An 18,419-nucleotide genomic window follows, 5' to 3' on the forward strand; every position below is an offset into this window, starting at 1 on the left:
GACATTGTAATTGCTACTTCAGGTGCCTTTGTTATTTCCTGATCCCTTGGCGAGAGTCTGTTGGGTCTCAACTCCAGACGATGCGGAGTTTAGCTTGGCGGGTGTTTTACATCTGCTTTCAGGGAGTCGAAGAGAGTGTTCAAGCAATGGATGGCGGGCTTATTGGCCTTGTGGGCATTCGGGGCGTGGGCGAACGACCAGCTTTGTGCTGTGGTGATGCTCGAGATTCCCCAGGAATTGAGCTTCGAGCGCCAGGCCTTCGTAGCCACCATGCGCATCAACAATGGTCTGGACACCATGGTCCTCGACGAATTGAAGGTGCAGGTCCTCTTCGAGGATGACCTGGGCAATGTGGTCAAGGCCAGTTCCGACCCCGATGCCACCGATGCCGCTTTCTTCATTCGCCTGGATGACTCCCAGAACGTCAACAGCCTGCAGTCCGGCGCCGATGGAGCCGTAACCCATGGCCAGGTGCCGGCATCTGCCAATGGCGTGTTGCGCTGGTTGATCATCCCCGCAGCCGGGGCTGCCGGTGATACGGCGGCGGGAAAGCGCTACAACGTGGGTGCCAGCCTGAGCTACAACGCCGGCGGCAAGGTCGAGTCCCTGGCGGTGACGCCCGACACCATCGTGGTCAAGCCGCAGCCGGAACTGACGCTGGATTACTTCCTGACCCGGGATGTCATCGCCGACGACGCGTTCACGCCGGATATCGAAGCCCCTGAGCCCTACACCCTGGGGGTACGGATTCGCAACAGTGGTCGCGGCGAGGTCAGCGGGCTCAAGCTGGAGTCGGCCCAGCCCCGCATCATCGGCAATGAGATGGGAGTAGCGATCAACTTTCGAATTACCCAGAGCTTCGTTGACGAAGCACCGGCAGAGCCCTCCTTGCTGTTGGACTTCGGCCGCATAGCTCCCGGGCGCAACCGCAATGGTCGCTGGATCATGGAAAGCACGCTGTCCGGTGAGTTCATCGACTTCAGTGCATCCTTTACCCATCCCGATGAGCTTGGTGGCAGCCTGACTTCTCTGCTCAAGGCGGCCAATACATATTTCCTGCTGCGCGATGTGCTGGTCGATCTGCCTACGCGTGATCGTATTCGCGACTTCCTCGCCTTCGTCGGCGACGACCTCTATGTGTTCGAGTCCGATGCTGCGGGAGAGGCGCGTAATGCCCCGTGCTCGGATTGCACGGCGGTCCGGCGTCTTACGGCGCAACTGAAAGGTGGTTCCGTCCAGCGCACCCTGGTCGTTTCTGTAGAGCCGGGATTCGGTTATGCCCGGGTGCCTGATCCCTATGCCGGCAGCAAGGGATTGCGGCGGGTAGTGCGTGTCGATGGTACGGCCGTTTCGCCTGCCAACGCCTGGCTGAGCAAGGAGCGCAGCGCCGATGGGCGTACCTTCGACTACTACCTGAACCTGTTCGATACGCAGCCGGCCAGCGAATATGCCATCGAATTCGGTGATTTGACCCAGGAGCCCAAGCCGCCGGTCTTCCAGCATGTGATGGATCGCTCGGTCCACGAGGGTGGTCAGGTCGGCTTCATGGTGCGCGCCAGCGATCCCAACGGAACCGTTCCACAGCTTTCCGTCGCGACGCTTCCTGTAGGGGCTTCCTTCAAGGACGAGGGGCGGGGACGGGGGACATTCCTCTGGGCCCCCACGCAAGGGCAGGCAGGGCGTTACGTCGTCAATTTCAAGGCCAGTGACGGGTTGCTGGAGACCACGATGCCAGTGGGTATCCAGGTGTTCCGGATGGGGGACAGTGATGGCGATGGGATGGACGACGATTGGGAGCAGGAGCATTTCGGCGATCTGGACCGTGATGGCACCGGTGACTATGACGGCGACGGAATTTCCGATCTCGATGAGTTCCATAACGACAGCGACCCTACGCTGGCCGATGCGACTCCATTACCTCCGCAATTGTACGATCCAATGGACAATGCCCAGGTCGAGGATCTGTATCCGGCACTGCGGGTGCGAAACAGCCCGACGCAGGTCACCGGGCAGCCCCTGAGCTATTGGTTCGAACTGTACGGCGACGAGGCCATGAGTCAGCTCCTGGCCAAGTCCGATGCGATAGCCGAAGGAGCAAACACCACCGAGTGGGTGGCCAAGGCCGATCAACTGGAGCCGGGAGCGAGCCTCGAGGACAATCGTCGCTACTACTGGCGTGTAAGGGTCAGTCACGCCAAGGGCAGTAGCGAATGGTTGGGTGGGCGCTTCTTCATCAATACCGCCAACGATTCTCCGAGCGCGCCGACGCTGCTGGATCCAACGCCCTTGGGCCTGGTGTCGGATACGCGCCCGGTATTCCGCTTCAACAACAGCGTCGATGTGGATGAGGATCCGCTGACCTACCGTGTGCGCGTCTATGACGAAGACGACGATGATTTCAGCCTGCCGGTAGTGGAAGTCAGCGGTCTGCTGCCGGGTAACGACGGTGTCACCGCCTGGCAATCTCCTATGGAACTGGCAGATGGCCGTTTCTATTTCTGGTTGGTGGAAGCCCATGATCCTCATGGGGCCGTGACGCCCAGCGAGCCCAGCCTGTTTGGCGTGAGCCTGAGCAACAAGGCGCCGAGCGCGCCGGGGCTGGCATGGCCGGTCCAGGACCAGCAGGTCGCTGAAGCCGTCGGGCTGACGCTGCGCCTGGATGCGGCGCAGGATCCTGAACGGCAGCCGTTGCAGTATCGCATCCAACTGGATGACAACGAGCGCTTCGATTCCGCGCAGCGTATCGACTCCGAGTGGTTCTCCGCAGGGCAAGCAGCCATCCAGTGGACCGTTCCGGTCGAGTTGCGAGAGGACCAGGTCTATTACTGGCGGGCACGTGCCAGTGACGGAGAGCTGGAGTCGGAGTGGGTCGTGGGGCGCTTCCGTGTCAACCAGTTCCAGGCCCCACCTCCCGTGCCCGTCGCCAACAATCCCGCCGAGGGAGCCTGGATCGAAGTACTGGAACCGCGCCTGTCCGTACATCCGGTCCAGGATCCCGATGGCGATACGGTGAGCTACGAATTCGAACTCTATGCCGCTCAAGGGGACCAGCCGCTGGCTGCTCAGGTCAGCACCGAGCCTCATTGGACCGTGGGTTTCGCGCTTACCGATAACACTTGGTACCGGTGGCGGGCGAGGTCGGTGGATGCCACCGGGTTGTTTTCCTCTTGGGGTGGCTGGCAACGCTTTTTCGTCAATGAAAATGGTGTGGATGACGCTCCCACGCTCAGCTTCGTATCGCCGGAGCAGGACCTGACCCTGAGCGGCGGCAGCGTGGCTATCCGGTGGGTCGATACGGACCCGGACAGCTCGGCGACCATCGACCTGTATGCCGGCGATCTGTTGATCGTATCCGGGCTCCCCGAGGACGAGGATGGCGACGGCGATAGTTTCGAATGGTCTCTGGCTGGCGTGGCTCCTGGCACCTATCGCATCAAGGCGATCATTCGCGATGCCAGCAGCCAGGTCGAGGCCGAGGCTTGCTGTTCCATCACCGTGCAACCTTCCACTGCCCAGGTACAGGTCACGCCCCTCACCTCACTGGAACTGGATGAATACGGCGAGGCCGTGGCGGAAATAGAAGTGAGCCTGAGCCGAGCGCCCAAGCCGGGTCAGAGCGTGATGCTCAACCTGGCGGTCACCGACCCGGGTGAAGCACGTCTGCTCAACCAACCGCCCTACTTGTATTTCACCGCCGAGAATTGGCAGATACCACAGCGTATCCGCCTGCGCGGGGAGGACGACTGCGAGATCGATGGACCTCAAAAGGTAGGCCTGGAACTGCTGCCACTGCACAGCAGCGATCCGGGCTTCTCCGGGCTAGATCCGCAGGATGTGCTGCTGACGACCAGCGACAACGAGGTGGAAGGGCAGACCTTGTTCGTTTGCCATTACCAGGTGCTGTCGCGCGGCGAGGTCGATGCCGAGGGCATGGTCGACATCGTTCTGCGGCCGGAACTGCTCAATACCGGAGTAGCTCTGCTCGAGGCGACGGCGACGCCCTCGTTGCAGGGCGATGACATAGAGCTGTCCGGTACGAACACCATGCGTTTCAGCAAGGTGCTCAATGGCATCAGCAGCCAGTCCCACGACAGCCTGGTGTTGCGCCAACCGGCAGGTGAACCGGTGCTGTTCAGCCGCATTCGCTGGAGTGTCGTGGCAGGGGATGCGGCGCCTGTGACCGAGGGGCAGGACGGACATGACGTCCTGCATGGTACCGCTGGTTCGGACATCATCTATGGTGGGGCGGGCAATGACCTCATCTTCGGTGGCGACGGCGACGACGTTCTCATCGGTGGCATGGGACAGGACACCCTGGTTGGCGAAGGCGGTGACGACACCTTCATCGTGACCGGAGAGGATCAGCACGCTGACAGGGTCATGGGCGGCGCCGGCTATGACCAATTGCTGGGTGGTGATGGGAACGACGTCATCCGCCTGAACAACTTCTCCTATGACTGGCGTGTCGAGCTGATCGATGGGCGCGGTGGAAGCAATCGTATCGAAGGCACGGAGGCGGGCGACGTGCTCGACTTCCGTGAAACCGAGTTGCGCAACATCGACCTTATCGATGGCCTGGCAGGCAATGACATCATCATGGGCAGCCAGGGCAGGGACGTGATCAGGGGTGGGTTGGGGAGCGATCACCTGTCTGGTAACGGTGGTGACGATGACTTCCTGTTCGACGGTGACCAGGGCGTCGATCGGATCAGCGGTGGCGATGGCCAGGATCGAATATTGGGAGGCCTTGGCGATGATTGGATTCGCCTGCACTCCTTCTCGCCGGCTTCGAGTATCGAGCTGATCGATGGGGGCGAAGGGCGCAACGTCATAACCGGGGATCCCAAGGCAAAGGCCTCCCTCGATTTCCGTGAAACGACGCTCGTCAACATCGAACGAATAGAGGGCCACGTCGGGGAGGATGTCATTTTCGGCTCCCAAGGAGCGGATGTAATCCTGGGGAGCGCCGGCGATGACACCCTGGACGGAGCCGGTGGGAACGACGTCTTTCTTGTGCAGGGTAGCGATGCTGGGTTCGATCTGTTCATCGGCGGTGATGGGCATGACGGTATCAAAGGCGGCCCCGGCGACGATGTGATCGGATTGCGACGCTTCAGCAACGATGCCCGAGTCGAATGGATCGATGGCGACGGCGGTTTCAACCGCATCCGGGGAACCTCTGGCCACGACAATTTCGATTTCACCGAGACACGGCTGATCGGCATAAACGAGATCGACGTAGGAGTTGGCAACGATACGGTCAGGGGTAGCCCGGATAGCGACGTGATCGTCGGTGGTCCTGGCTTCGACACGCTGTATGGCTTCGATGGCGACGACACCTTCCTGGTGTCCGGCGCCGACATCGGTTTCGATCGGATCGAGGGCGGTACGGTCGACATGCCCAGCATGGAAGTGCCGGCACGGTATACCTGAATGACCTGTCGAGCGGGCAGGCCGAGTTGATCATCGACAACACCGGTCTGGACAAGGCCAAGGCCGCGACGACGTCGCTGGACCTGGGCGCCGACGGAGAGCTGAAGGCAACGTTGACGGTGATCAACGCCAATGTGCGGGTGATGGCTGCCCGACTGGCCGAGGCGGTTTTCACCGATAGCACCGTGACCCTGGATGTCGATGCCGTGGCGGTACTGCGGGCAAGCGACAGTCACTTCACTCAGGCCCGCGATATCGAGATTGGCGAGTTGTCGCTGAGCGGTGGCGGCTGGAGCCAGGCAGGGTTCGCCTTGGACGCCAAGCGTTATGAGTTTGTTGGCAGCCTGCTGGATATGAGTGGGGCGTTCGGCGGTGCCCAGACCGACTTGGTGGTTGAGGGATTCACGGTCGCTTTGCATCGCAGCGCTACGTGGAAGAAGGTCCGGGTACTTAGCGGTGGGGTTATCACGACACCCTTGGCATCCGAGGACTTTACACAGGCGATTGCCATCAAAGCCGACGAGATCGAAGTGGACGCGAGCTCGCGTATCGATGTGAGTGGCAAGGGGCGGTTGGGAACATTGGTTATCGGCCCGTACACGGGAGGGAGCCATGGCGGTACCGGTGGCCTCTACCAGTCTGGCCCGACCAACACCCCCTACGGTGACTTCCGTGAGCCGTGGGACTTTGGAAGCGGTGGTCGTGGTTCAAGTAACAACTTTACGCGTGGTGGCGGAGCACTGGTGTTGGAAACGCCATTGCTGAGGCTGGGTGGCCTGATCCAGGCCAACGGCCAGTACCAGGGTAATTATTACGGTTCCGGAAGCGGCGGCTCGATTCTTTTGCGAGTGGGTACGCTGGAACTGGGGGCCGAAGCGTTAATTCAGGCCAATGGAGGTGGCGATACGGGTTACTACAGCTACGGTGGCGGTGGTGGTGGTCGTATCGCCGTGCATTTCCAACAGGTGGACCGCGCGGCACTGGTTCAGCGCGTGCAGGCTCGGGGTGGTTACGGCCGAAATGCCCAGCATGGAAGTGCCGGCACGGTTTACCTGAATGACCTGTCGAGCGGGCAGGCCGAACTGATCATCGACAACACCGGCCTGGAAAAGGCTAAGGCCGCGACGACGTTGCTGGACCTGGGCGCCGACGGAGAGCTGACGGCAACGCTGACGGTGATCAACGCCAACGTACGGGTGATGGCTACCCGCTTGGCCGAGGCGGTTTTCACCGATAGCACCGTGACCCTGGATGTCGATGCCGTGGCGGTACTGCGGGCAAGCGGCAGTCACTTCACCCAGGCCCGCGATATCGAGGTTGGCGAGTTGTCGCTGAACGGCGGTGGCTGGAACCAGGCGGGGTTCGCCTTGAATGCTGAACGCTATGACTTCGTTGATAGAGGCCTGGCGGCGGGTGCAAGTGGGTGTGGTTGACTGGGAGTCCGTCACTTACCGGGCAGGGGCGGTCCCTATCTCCTTGCCCATGCGGTGGCGTTTGCATAACCCATCCGAATGGATTGCTGCGGCGAGTGATCCTGACGTCAGTCGGGAATACGCCCAACTCGAGTATCTGGTCGAACGGGTGGACAGTTCCTTTCATTCGTTGCTGGTGGCCCAGCGCAGCCTGTGGTTGACGAAACCACCTGACGAGGTGGTCGCAACTGCACAGCTCGCTACCCGTCTATCTCCGGGATGCGCCCGGGGTCGTCCGTTGCGTCTGTTGGTCGAACACGGTGTGGATACCAAGTTCTTCGAACGAAACTCGACCTTGCTGACGAAGCTTCTCGATGAACGTTTCGAAGGTGAAGTGTCCGGGCAGGGGCTGACCACCTTTCTGGATGCCTTCGACGAGAGTAGCCACTGGGTGCTGGTCGTTCCTCTACAGGTCGGGCTCTTGCCTTTCAAGCGGCTCAGGCTCACCACCGCTGAATTGGCCGAAGCCTCTCTGCCAGGTTCGCGTCTGCTCGTAGTGGAGAACGAGCAGTGTATTCACTTGCTGCCGGAGGTGCCGGGCACCGTTGCCGTACTGGGGGCCGGGCTCGATCTACAGTGGCTGGCGTCCCCAGGGTTGGCCGACAAACAGGTTGCATATTGGGGAGACATGGATACCTGGGGGTTGCTGATGCTGGCGCGAGCAAGGCTTCATCAGCCCGCGGTCGCTGCGTTGCTGATGGAGCAGGCGTTGTTCGACCGGTATGCATCGGCCTGTGCGGTGACCGAGCCGACCAGGGCGCAATCTGTAGTTCCCGATGGTTTGCTGCCCAGTGAGATGGATTTCTATCGATACCTGTTCATGCAGGAGCGTGGCCGTTTGGAGCAGGAATATCTACCCAGGGAACAGGTGTTCCTGGCCATTGCTGCATGGACCGGAAAAAGCACGTGCCCGTGATCATGGCGCGGTAGCCTTTTATCTACCTAGAGCCGTCAGGCGAGCGCTCAGATCTTCTGCTTCTCGAATTCAGCGTTGCCTGGCGAGGGTAACGGACGGGGAGATTTACAAAGTGAATACCATCCATCGTGCAATCAGCGAACCTCTACGTTCAGGCCTGGATTGGTACGAGACCTGGAAGGGAGCCGACCGGGGGTTTATCCAATGCTGGGAGGTTGGCCGGAGACGTGCTGCGGCCGAGCCGCAGTTGGCCGAGGCCTGCCTGGCAGGGCAGTTGCCGCCCTTGGGGTGGAAAGGCGGTGTCGTGAAACGCCTCAAGAAACCTGAGAAGTTCGGATCCTTTCGATACCTGGCCGAATGGCAGGGCCTGCGTGGTGAGGATCTGCACATCGACCTCGCCAAGGAGCTCTCCCTGGTTTGCTCGGCAACGGGCATGACGGTGGTGTTCACCTCCGACCTGGCGAAGCTGGCCGGCCCTGGAGGCAGCGATGAAGTAGAGGATGCCAATGGTTGATCTGCATCGGGAATTCGAAGGCAGCCGCTTTTTCCATGAGGCGCGCATCGATCGGCGCTCTGCGGACGCCCTGGTGGGCCTGGCCGCCGGTATTACTGCAGACGGGCATATCAACCAGCAGGAGGCCGAGTTTCTGGAGAACTGGATCTCGGCCAACCTCGTGCACCTCGAGGATCCGGTGATCAACCTGTTGTATCGCCGGCTATCGGACATGCTCTCCGATGGCGTGCTGGATGCAGACGAGTCCGCGGAGCTGCTGGAAATCCTTCGCAGCTTCGCAGGCTTGAGCGCAGCCAAACCCAGGGCGAGCGACAACGCTTTCGTTCCTTCGAATGCACTGCCTCTCGATCGCCCCGTCCCTGAGCTCGTATGGAATGGGCGGTTGTTTCTGTTCACGGGCGTCATGGCCTACGGTCCGCGCAAGGACTGCGAGGCATTGGTTATCGAGCGCGGAGGCCAGATCGCACCCGGCGTGAGCAAGAAGGTCCACTACCTGGTCGTTGGCGAAATAGGGAACGAGCAATGGCTCCACAGTACCTATGGCACCAAGATCAAGAAGGCGGTGGAGCTGCGGGAGAGTGGCTGTTCATTGGCCATCGTCAGTGAGAAGCACTGGCAGGCGGCGCTGTTCGGTTAAGCAGGCTAGGACTGGTTTAGTCCTTTCGTTGCTCGATCTGTCGGGTGACAGGCCTGATCACCGCGGAATGCTGGATCGAGAAGACCTTCAGCTTCAGGGCCTCGACCAGAAAGGCATAGCCGATGAATTGGCTTTCCATTCGGTGCTCCTGGCTAGAGATTTTTGAATTGGACCAACATTATTTGAAATAGCGGCGTCTGAATAGACAAAATTTTACAGGCGCTGGGAAGAGTGGTTTCAGGCGGGTTTGGCTATCTGCATGCGGCAGGAAGGCAGAGGGTAGCCTTGCCAATGTCGGTTCCGGCACCCGCGATGGCATGAAGCCCGCATAGCACTGAACCCCATTGGACTCGGGGCCGTTCTGATCGCATGGGCGGCGGCGGGAAACGAAAAAGGCCCAGGTTTTCACCTGGGCCTTTTATATGGATGGCGCATCCGGCGGGATTCGAACCCACGACCCCTGCCTTCGGAGGGCAGTACTCTATCCAGCTGAGCTACGGATGCGCATGGCCGCGGCTGGCGCGGCAGGCGGCAATCATACGCATCTGATCGGCTTGCGTCCATCGTTCGGGCGTGGCCCTGGTTAATTCGAAATCGGTCTGCCGCCCGTCGGCCGGGGCTGGCCTGGAGGCGCCGGGTGGCATGTACTTTCGTTGGTTTTTTCGAACGACCCCTTGCCCTTTGGGGGATGGGGCCCTAGGATGCGTTTGACATTTCAAACGCCCACCACAACAACAGGAGACAGGGGAATTGGCGTCACAGTACCCGGCCTCGTGCCAGTGGGATGACCGACTTCCGTACTGCCTGGCGAATGCGCGCGATGCCGTGCAGCAGCCGATTCCTGCAGTGGTGGCGTTTCCGCAGCGTATCCCGTCCATGGATCTCCCGGTTGACCTGACCGGCTACGGCTACCGCCGTGGTCCGTTTTCGCGCGCCCGTGCGCGACGATCGGCGACCCTGCGCTAGCGCCGGTGCCGTCCCCTGGCGGGCGGCGCGGCGGGACGATGGAACGGGTGGGGCGAGCGCCCCTCCAATGCTTCCCGGACAACAAGAGCAGGCGGGGTAGTCGAGGTAGACCCGCTGCTTATGGCTTTCCTCGAAGGAGACTGGTCATGCAACTCAATGATGCCAAGCTGTTCCGCCAACAGGCCTACATCGACGGTTCCTGGGTGGACGCCGACAGCGGTCAGACCATCAAGGTCAACAACCCGGCCACCAACGAGATCATCGGCAGCGTGCCGAAGATGGGCGCCGCCGAAACCCGCCGCGCCATCGAGGCCGCCGACAAGGCCCTGCCGGCCTGGCGCGCGCTGACCGCCAAGGAGCGCGCCAACAAGCTGCGCCGCTGGTTCGAGCTGATGATCGAGAACCAGGACGACCTGGCCCGCCTGATGACCATCGAGCAGGGCAAGCCGCTGGCCGAAGCCAAGGGCGAGATCGCCTATGCCGCCTCCTTCCTCGAGTGGTTCGGCGAAGAAGCCAAGCGCATCTATGGCGACACCATCCCCGGCCACCAGCCGGACAAGCGCATCATCGTCATCAAGCAGCCGATCGGCGTCACCGCGGCCATCACCCCGTGGAACTTCCCCTCGGCGATGATCACCCGTAAAGCCGGCCCGGCCCTGGCCGCCGGCTGCACCATGGTGCTCAAGCCCGCTTCGCAGACTCCGTATTCCGCCCTGGCCCTGGCCGAGCTGGCCGAGCGCGCCGGCATTCCGAAAGGCGTGTTCAGCGTGGTCACCGGCAGCGCCGGCGAAGTCGGCGGCGAGCTGACCAGCAACCCGATCGTGCGCAAGCTGACCTTCACCGGCTCGACCGAAATCGGCCGCCAGCTGATGGCCGAATGCGCCAAGGACATCAAGAAGGTGTCCCTGGAGCTGGGCGGCAACGCGCCCTTCATCGTCTTCGACGACGCCGACCTGGATGCCGCCGTCGAAGGCGCGCTGATCTCCAAATACCGCAACAACGGCCAGACCTGCGTCTGCGCCAACCGCCTGTACGTGCAGGACGGCGTGTACGACGCCTTCGTCGAGAAGCTGAAGGCCGCCGTGGCCAAGCTGAACATCGGCAACGGCCTGGAAAGCGGCGTGACCACCGGCCCGCTGATCGATTCCAAGGCCGTGGCCAAGGTCGAAGAGCACATCGCCGACGCCGTGGGCAAGGGCGCCAAGGTCGTTGCCGGCGGCAAGCCGCACGCCCTGGGCGGCACCTTCTTCGAGCCGACCATCCTGGTCGACGTGCCGAAGAACGCGCTCGTTTCCAAGGACGAGACCTTCGGCCCGCTGGCCCCGGTGTTCCGCTTCAAGGACGAGGCCGACGTGATCGCCATGTCCAACGACACCGAGTTCGGCCTGGCCTCCTACTTCTACGCCCGCGACCTGGGCCGCGTGTTCCGCGTGGCCGAGGCCCTGGAGTACGGTATGGTGGGCATCAACACCGGCCTGATCTCCAACGAGGTCGCGCCGTTCGGCGGCATCAAGGCCTCCGGCCTGGGCCGCGAAGGTTCGAAGTACGGCATCGAGGACTACCTCGAGGTCAAGTACCTCTGCCTGGGCGGCATCTGATTTCCCGTGGGCGCGGGGGTGGCAGGCAAGAGCCGGCAGCCACCCCCGCGCCGGCGTTTTCCGGTGGTGGCACCGGACAACCCACCCGGCGGGCCGCAAGTGCCGCGACAGTCGATCATCGTATGCTGTCGCGAGTGGCTTCTCCCCGTCTTCATCCTTTGACCCGGCCGACCGATGAGCGGCCACTGAGGAAGCTATGAGCAAAACCAACGAATCCCTGCTGCAACGCCGCCAGGCCGCCGTTCCGCGCGGCGTGGGCCAGATCCACCCGGTCGTCGCCGAGCGCGCCGAGAACGCCACCGTGTGGGACGTCGAAGGCCGCGAGTACATCGACTTCGCCGGCGGCATTGCCGTTCTGAACACCGGCCACCTGCACCCGAAAGTGGTCGCCGCCGTTCAGGAGCAACTGACCAAGCTGTCCCACACCTGCTTCCAGGTGCTGGCCTACGAGCCCTACATCGAGCTGGCCGAAGAGATCGCCAAGCGCGTGCCGGGCAACTTCCCGAAGAAGACCCTGCTGGTCACCTCCGGCTCCGAAGCGGTCGAGAACGCCGTGAAGATCGCCCGTGCCGCCACCGGCCGCGCCGGCGTGATCGCCTTCACCGGCGCCTACCACGGCCGCACCATGATGACCCTGGGCCTGACCGGCAAGGTGGTTCCGTACTCCGCCGGCATGGGCCTGATGCCGGGCGGCATCTTCCGCGCCCTGGCTCCGTGCGAACTGCACGGCATCAGCGAAGACGAGTCGATCGCCAGCATCGAGCGCATCTTCAAGAACGACGCCCAGCCGCGCGACATCGCCGCCATCATCATCGAGCCGGTACAGGGCGAGGGTGGCTTCTACGTCAACTCCAAGCCGTTCATGCAGCGCCTGCGCGCCCTGTGCGACGAGCACGGCATCCTGCTGATCGCCGACGAAGTGCAGACCGGCGCTGGCCGTACCGGCACCTTCTTCGCCACCGAGCAACTGGGCATCGTCCCGGACCTGACCACCTTCGCCAAGTCCGTCGGCGGCGGCTTCCCGATCTCCGGCGTCGTCGGCAAGGCCGAGATCATGGACGCCATCGCCCCCGGTGGCCTGGGCGGCACCTACGCCGGCAGCCCGATCGCCTGCGCCGCGGCCCTGGCCGTGCTGAAGGTGTTCGACGAAGAGAAACTGCTGGAGCGTTCGCAAGCCGTTGGCGAAACCCTGAAGGCCGGCCTGCGCGAGATCCAGGCCAAGCACAAGGTGATCGGCGACGTCCGTGGCCTGGGTTCGATGGTCGCCATCGAGCTGTTCGAAGGCGGCGACGTGAACAAGCCGGCGGCCGAGCTGGTCAGCAAGATCGTTGTGCGTGCTCGCGAGAAGGGCCTGATCCTGCTCTCCTGCGGCACCTACTACAACGTGATCCGCTTCCTGATGCCGGTGACCATCCCGGACGCCCAGCTGAAGCAAGGCCTGGCCATCCTGGCCGAGTGCTTCGACGAACTGGCCTGATCGGCTCGTTCGGCAGTGCCGGAAGAGGCCCGCGCAAGCGGGCCTTTTCTTTTTCCGGGGTTCCGCTCCGGCTGCGGCGCCGTGACGCATCTACCCCCTTGGTCGTATCGGAGAGCGGCGCCGCATCAGCTATCCTGTCCTGCGCGCGATGTCGTCCGGGCTGCCCTCTGGCAGGCGCCTTGCGACTCGGTTAAGGTGCGCGCGCATCTGCGAGAGGATCTCCATGACAGCACTCAGCGCCGCGCCGACCGTTCTGGTTGCCGCCGCCGACCCCTGGAACCGCGAACTGCTTGGCCAACTGGTGCTGAGCGTGCGTTGCGACGCGGCCATCGAATACTGCGAGGACGGTGACCAGGCCATCGATGCCTGCCGCTTGCGCGCCTTCGCCCTGGTGCTGGCCGAGCAGGAACTGGCCGGCACCGACGGCATTGACCTGCTCCGCCACCTGCGCCGCAGCCGCCGCGGGGCAAATGCGCCGGACTTCATCCTGATCAGCGCCAAGGCCGATGGGGCCAGCGTGCGCGCGGTGCTGCCGCTGGCGCCCAGCGCCTACCTGGTCAAGCCGTTCAATGCCGAGGACCTGCGCCAGCGCCTACGCAGCCTGCTGCTGGAGCCGGGGCAGGAAGTCAGCTGCGCCGTGCCCCGGGAGCCCACCGGCAGCCTGGCCGACTTCCTCGCCGAGGCCCGCGACGCCGCCGAGGGCGCGCCCCTGCTGGCGGAGGTCGGCGAGTCGGCGAGCCGTTGCCTGAACACCGAGGGTGTCAGCCTGGAGCAGCTGGAGGAAGAATTCGGCCGCGACCCGCAGATCACCGCCTGCCTGATCGCCGCGGCCAACAGCGCCGCGCGGCACGTCGGCATGCCCTGCCTGACACTCGCCCAGGCGCTGGCCCGCCTCGGCCTGGCCCAGGCCTGCAACCTGGTCCTGGGGCTCAGCCTGGAGCGCGCCGCGCAGCTTGTGGAGCCACGCCTGAAGGAGCGCGCCGCGGCGTTCTGGGCGCTTTCCCAGCGCACCGCGGATGCCGCCGAGGCCCTGGCCGAGAGCCTCGACGTCGACGCGCCACGCTGCTACACCGCGGGCTTGCTGCATTGCCTGGGCGACCTCGCGGTGCTGCGTACCCTGGAGGAGTGGTGCCGGCGCGGCGGAGCGCTGGAAGACCAGGAGATCGACGATAGCCTCAAGGCCTTCGGCGCCAGTTTCGGCTCCACGCTGCGCGCGCGCTGGCGCCTGCCGCTGGAGCTGCGCGGGCTGGTCGCCGCGTGCTACGGCATGGGCAGCGGGGTGTTCTCGCGCAAGGCGCTGGTGCTCAACCTGGCGGCCAGGGCGGCACGTTTGCCGGCTTCCCAGGCTGGGCAGTTGAAGGAAGAGAAGGCGCTGCGGATGCTCGGGCTGGGGCCGGTGGAATTGCAGTTGCTGCAGAAGTTCTGTGACGCCGAGGAGCCAAGCGCTTCGTAGGATCAGCCGTTTCCGGCTGCACGAGAAGCCGTGCCCGCCGGTTGTGGTGGGAGCGGCTGTCTTGCCGGCTGCGCCGAAGCGCTTTTCGTAGGATGGGTTGAGCTTGCGAAACCCATGCGGTTGCGGTGATGGGTATCGCTTCGCTCAACACCATCCTACGAAAAGCCGTGCTTCCTGGTACGTAGGAACTTTTCCGCGATAGCCGGACGTTCCGGCGCGTTTCGCGGTCCTACGCCGCCCCACCTGCGCCATTCCCCTGTAGGAGCGCGCCCTGCGCGCGATTCGCGGGCAGGGCCGCTACCGTTCACAGCCGCGCGCAGACAATAAAAAACGCCGCTTCCCCTCACGGGAAGCGGCGTTCCTTCGCAACTGACGCGCTAACGCCTCAACGCTTGGCCAGCAGCTCCCGGCCGCGCGCCACGGCGGCGCGGACCTGGGCGGGGGCGGTGCCGCCGATGTGGTCGCGGGCGTTCACCGAGCCTTCCAGGGTCAGCACGGCGAAGACGTCGTCGTCGATCTGGTCGCTGAACTTGCGCAGTTCTTCCAGGCTCATCTCGGCCAGGTCCTTGCCGCTGTCCACGCCGTATTTCACCGCGTGGCCGACGATCTCGTGGCAGTCGCGGAAGGGCAGGCCCTTGCGCACCAGGTAGTCGGCCAGGTCCGTGGCGGTGGAGAAGCCGCGGCGGGCCGCCTCGCGCATGATTTCGCGCTTGGGCTTGATCGCCGGGACCATGTCGGCGAAGGCGCGCAGGCTGTCGCGCAGGGTGTCGGCGGCGTCGAACAGCGGTTCCTTGTCTTCCTGGTTGTCCTTGTTGTACGCCAGCGGCTGGCCCTTCATCAGCGTCAGCAGACCGGTGAGGTGGCCGAACACGCGGCCGGACTTGCCGCGCACCAGTTCCGGCACGTCGGGGTTCTTCTTCTGCGGCATGATCGAGGAGCCGGTGCAGAAGCGGTCGGGCAGGTCGATGAACTGGAACTGCGCGCTGGTCCACAGCACCAGCTCTTCGGAGAAGCGCGACAGGTGCATCATCGCCAGGGCGGCGGCGGCGCAGAATTCGATGGCGAAGTCGCGGTCGGACACGCCGTCCAGCGAATTGCCGGAGATCGCTTCGAATCCCAGCAGTTCGCAGGTGATTTCCCGCTGGATCGGGTAGGTGGTGCCGGCCAGCGCGGCGCTGCCCAGGGGCATGCGGTTGACGCGCTTGCGGCAGTCCACCAGGCGCTCGTAGTCGCGGCTGAGCATTTCGAACCAGGCCAGCAGATGGTGGCCGAAGGTCACCGGCTGGGCGGTCTGCAGGTGGGTGAAGCCGGGCATGATGGTGTCGGCTTCCGCCTCGGCCAGGCCCAGCAGGCCCTGCTGCAGGCGGGTGATCTCGGCAAGGATGATGTCGATCTCGTCGCGCAGCCACAGGCGGATGTCGGTGGCCACCTGGTCGTTGCGCGAACGGCCGGTGTGCAGTTTCTTGCCGGTGACGCCGATGCGGTCGGTCAGGCGCGCCTCGATGTTCATGTGCACGTCTTCCAGGTCGACGCGCCAGTCGAAGCTGCCGGTTTCGATCTCGTCCTGGATCTGCTTCAGGCCGTCGATGATGGCGTCGCGCTCGGCGTCGGTCAGCACGCCGGCCTTGGCCAGCATGGTCGCGTGGGCGATGGAGCCCATGATGTCGTGGCGGTAGAGGCGCTTGTCGAAGTCGACGGAGGCGGTGAAGCGGGCGACGAAGGCGTCGACGGGCTCGCTGAAGCGGCCGCCCCAGGACTGGTTGGTCTTCTCTACGCTCATGGATCTCTCTCGCGGAAACGGGCAGGCGCGTTCGCCGCCTGCAGGAAGGGCAAAGTCCGACGATAATAGCAGGCTGAAGGTCAAAAACGGCGTGCGCCGCGACGGGTGTGGCGGGGGAAGGACAAGGGGCGCCCCGCCCGGGCGCGGCGCAGTCGACATTTCGGTGCTCGAATTCGCCCGGCAGGCTACGAGCCGCTTGCCGAGGCGTGGAGGCTTGCGGAAACTTCGTCGATGCCAAACCAAGCCAAGACCGGCGACCAGCCGGCAACCCAAGACGATTTCTTCATTCCCGAACTGTGCCAGAGCGAAGCGCTGTTCAGCCTGGTCCTGCTGGCCGAGCTGCTGGTGCTGGTACTGGTGCTGGCCGAGCCGATGACGCCCAGCTTCAACTGGGTGCGCCTGGCCCTGGCCTCGCTGTTCGTGCAGTGGATAGTGCTGCTCTCGGCCGGCCTGCTGTGCCGCCTGCGGCCGCTGCTGGCGCGCTGGCCGGCGTGGGGCGCGGGGCTGGCCAGCTGCCTGCTGGTGGTGTTGCTGACCCTCGGCTGCACCGCGGTGGCCGACTACTACGCCCTGGGCGGGCCGCTGTCGATCAAGGGCGAGGTCAACCTGTACCTGCGCCATGCGTTGATCGCCCTCATCATGTCGGCCTTGTTGCTACGCTACTTTTATCTGCAGAGCCAATGGCGCAGGCAGGAACAGGCCGAGCTGCGCGCGCGCATCGAGTCGTTGCAGGCGCGCATCCGTCCGCACTTCCTGTTCAACAGCCTGAACAGCATCGCCAGCCTGATCGAGCTGGACCCGGGCAAGGCCGAACAGGCGGTGCTGAACCTGTCGGACCTGTTCCGCGCCAGCCTGGCCAAGCCGGGGACTTTAATTTCCTGGGGGGAGGAACTGGAGTTGGCCAGGCGCTATCTTTCCATAGAGCAGTATCGCCTGGGCGACCGGCTGCAACTGGATTGGCAGGTGAGCGGCGTGCCCGACGGCGTGCCCATCCCGCAGCTGACCCTGCAGCCACTGTTGGAGAATTCATTGATCTACGGTATCCAGCCGCGCATCGAAGGCGGCCTGGTGAAGGTTGAGGCGGACTATCGTGACGGTGTGTTCCAGCTGTGCGTGAGCAACCCTTACGACGAGTCGACGCAGACGCTGCCCACGAAGGGGACCAAGCAGGCGCTGCAGAATATCGCAGCGCGAATTGCGGCACTTTTCGGGCCAAAAGCGAGTCTCAGCGTCGAACGCCGTGACGGACGGCACTACACCTGTCTACGCTATCCATGTGCGCGTCTCATGCAGGAAGCCTGAGCTTATGAATGTCCTGATCGTCGATGACGAACCCCTGGCGCGCGAGCGCCTGGCCCGACTGGTGGGGCAACTGGACGGCTACCGCGTCCTCGAACCCTCCGCCAGCAACGGCGAAGAAGCGCTGGCGCTGATCGACAGCCTGAAGCCGGATATCGTCCTGCTGGATATCCGCATGCCCGGCCTGGACGGGCTCCAGGTCGCCGCCAAGCTGTGCGAGCGCGAAGCCCCCCCGGCGGTGATCTTCTGCACCGCCCACGATGAATTCGCCCTGGAGGCCTTCCAGGTCAGCGCGGTCGGCTACCTGGTCAAGCCGGTGCGCGCCGAGGACCTGGCCGAGGCCCTGAAGAAGGCTTCCAGGCCCAACCGCATCCAACTGGCGGCGCTGACCAAGCCGCCGGCCGCCGGCGGCCCCGGCCCGCGCAGCCACATCAGCGCGCGGACGCGCAAGGGCATCGAGCTGATCCCCCTGGAGGACGTGATCTTCTTCATCGCCGACCACAAGTACGTGACCCTGCGCCACGACGGCGGCGAGGTGCTGCTGGACGAGCCGCTGAAGGCGCTGGAGGACGAGTTCGGCGAGCGCTTCGTGCGCATCCACCGCAACGCCCTGGTCTCGCGCGAGCGCATCGAGCGCCTGCAGCGCACCCCGCTGGGGCATTTTCAGCTTTACCTCAAGGGCCTGGACGGCGACGCCCTGACCGTGAGCCGTCGCCACGTCGCCGGCGTGCGCCGCTTGATGCACAACCTTTGAGGGCTGCAGGCGCGCCGAGGCGATTTTCGTAGGAGCGAGAGGCCGGATAGGGTTCGCTGGCGAAGCGCAATCCCAGGGATGGTCCGAAAGCCTGCTTTGGCGTCGCAGGGGGGAAAGCCT

General features: G+C 63.9%; 12 protein-coding genes and 1 tRNA gene. 10 read left to right on the top strand and 3 right to left on the bottom strand.

Annotation, left to right across the window (positions count from 1 at the left end; all coding sequences use genetic code 11):
* Positions 1-135 precede the first annotated feature (135 nt).
* The 5 genes from QSJ95_RS04495 to QSJ95_RS04515 all read left to right on the top strand — a co-directional run bounded on the left by QSJ95_RS04495 (position 136) and on the right by QSJ95_RS04515 (position 8,972).
* Positions 136-5,433 carry a hypothetical protein gene (locus QSJ95_RS04495; RefSeq protein ID WP_285640402.1) on the top strand — a complete coding sequence of 1,766 codons (5,298 nt, stop codon included), beginning with the start codon at positions 136-138 and terminating at the stop codon, positions 5,431-5,433.
* A gap of 26 nt (positions 5,434-5,459) precedes the next feature.
* Positions 5,460-6,866 carry a hypothetical protein gene (locus QSJ95_RS04500; protein WP_285640403.1) on the top strand — a complete coding sequence of 469 codons (1,407 nt, stop codon included), beginning with the start codon at positions 5,460-5,462 and terminating at the stop codon, positions 6,864-6,866.
* On the top strand, positions 6,817-7,821 hold the full coding sequence (locus QSJ95_RS04505) for a Wadjet anti-phage system protein JetD domain-containing protein (protein WP_285640874.1): 1,005 nt from the start codon (positions 6,817-6,819) through the stop codon (positions 7,819-7,821). The genes QSJ95_RS04500 and QSJ95_RS04505 overlap by 50 nt, the downstream gene beginning before the upstream one ends.
* Positions 7,822-7,933: 112 nt before the next feature.
* Positions 7,934-8,335, top strand: coding sequence for a hypothetical protein (locus tag QSJ95_RS04510; protein ID WP_058487758.1), 402 nt, complete (start codon positions 7,934-7,936; stop codon positions 8,333-8,335).
* Positions 8,328-8,972: a BRCT domain-containing protein gene (locus QSJ95_RS04515; protein WP_285640406.1), complete on the top strand. Its 645-nt coding sequence runs from the start codon at positions 8,328-8,330 to the stop codon at positions 8,970-8,972. The genes QSJ95_RS04510 and QSJ95_RS04515 overlap by 8 nt, the downstream gene beginning before the upstream one ends.
* A gap of 16 nt (positions 8,973-8,988) precedes the next feature.
* Here QSJ95_RS04515 and QSJ95_RS04520 read toward each other — a convergent pair whose 3' ends face one another.
* Complete coding sequence (locus QSJ95_RS04520) at positions 8,989-9,111, bottom strand: hypothetical protein (protein WP_285640408.1); 123 nt, start codon at positions 9,109-9,111, stop codon at positions 8,989-8,991.
* 288 nt (positions 9,112-9,399) lie between these two features.
* Positions 9,400-9,476 (bottom strand) — tRNA-Arg (locus tag QSJ95_RS04525).
* Between the two features lie 608 nt (positions 9,477-10,084).
* Between QSJ95_RS04525 and gabD the strand changes: the two genes are divergently transcribed.
* From gabD to QSJ95_RS04540, 3 genes are all read left to right on the top strand, one after another.
* On the top strand, positions 10,085-11,536 hold the full coding sequence (gene gabD, locus QSJ95_RS04530) for an NADP-dependent succinate-semialdehyde dehydrogenase (RefSeq protein WP_009615037.1): 1,452 nt from the start codon (positions 10,085-10,087) through the stop codon (positions 11,534-11,536).
* A 196-nt stretch (positions 11,537-11,732) separates the two neighbouring features.
* Positions 11,733-13,013, top strand: a complete 1,281-nt coding sequence (gene gabT, locus QSJ95_RS04535; protein ID WP_009615038.1) for a 4-aminobutyrate--2-oxoglutarate transaminase — start codon at positions 11,733-11,735, stop codon at positions 13,011-13,013.
* Between the two features lie 223 nt (positions 13,014-13,236).
* A complete protein-coding gene (locus tag QSJ95_RS04540) occupies positions 13,237-14,466 on the top strand; it encodes an HDOD domain-containing protein (RefSeq protein ID WP_285640411.1) in 1,230 nt (409 codons plus the stop codon).
* 385 nt (positions 14,467-14,851) lie between these two features.
* On the opposite strand, the gene argH is transcribed toward QSJ95_RS04540, so the two are convergent.
* The gene (argH, locus tag QSJ95_RS04545; RefSeq protein ID WP_285640414.1) at positions 14,852-16,246 is read right to left on the bottom strand and encodes an argininosuccinate lyase; all 1,395 of its coding nucleotides are present in this window, start codon (positions 16,244-16,246) and stop codon (positions 14,852-14,854) included.
* Positions 16,247-16,477: 231 nt separating this feature from the next.
* Between argH and QSJ95_RS04550 the strand changes: the two genes are divergently transcribed.
* A complete protein-coding gene (locus QSJ95_RS04550) occupies positions 16,478-17,548 on the top strand; it encodes a sensor histidine kinase (RefSeq protein WP_009615041.1) in 1,071 nt (356 codons plus the stop codon).
* A gap of 4 nt (positions 17,549-17,552) precedes the next feature.
* On the top strand, positions 17,553-18,299 hold the full coding sequence (algR, locus tag QSJ95_RS04555; RefSeq protein ID WP_064581703.1) for an alginate biosynthesis regulator AlgR: 747 nt from the start codon (positions 17,553-17,555) through the stop codon (positions 18,297-18,299).
* Positions 18,300-18,419: the final 120 nt, after the last annotated feature.

Source organism: Pseudomonas sp. NBRC 100443 (assembly GCF_030268185.1).
In the GTDB taxonomy this organism is placed as follows: Bacteria; Pseudomonadota; Gammaproteobacteria; order Pseudomonadales; family Pseudomonadaceae; genus Pseudomonas; species Pseudomonas citronellolis.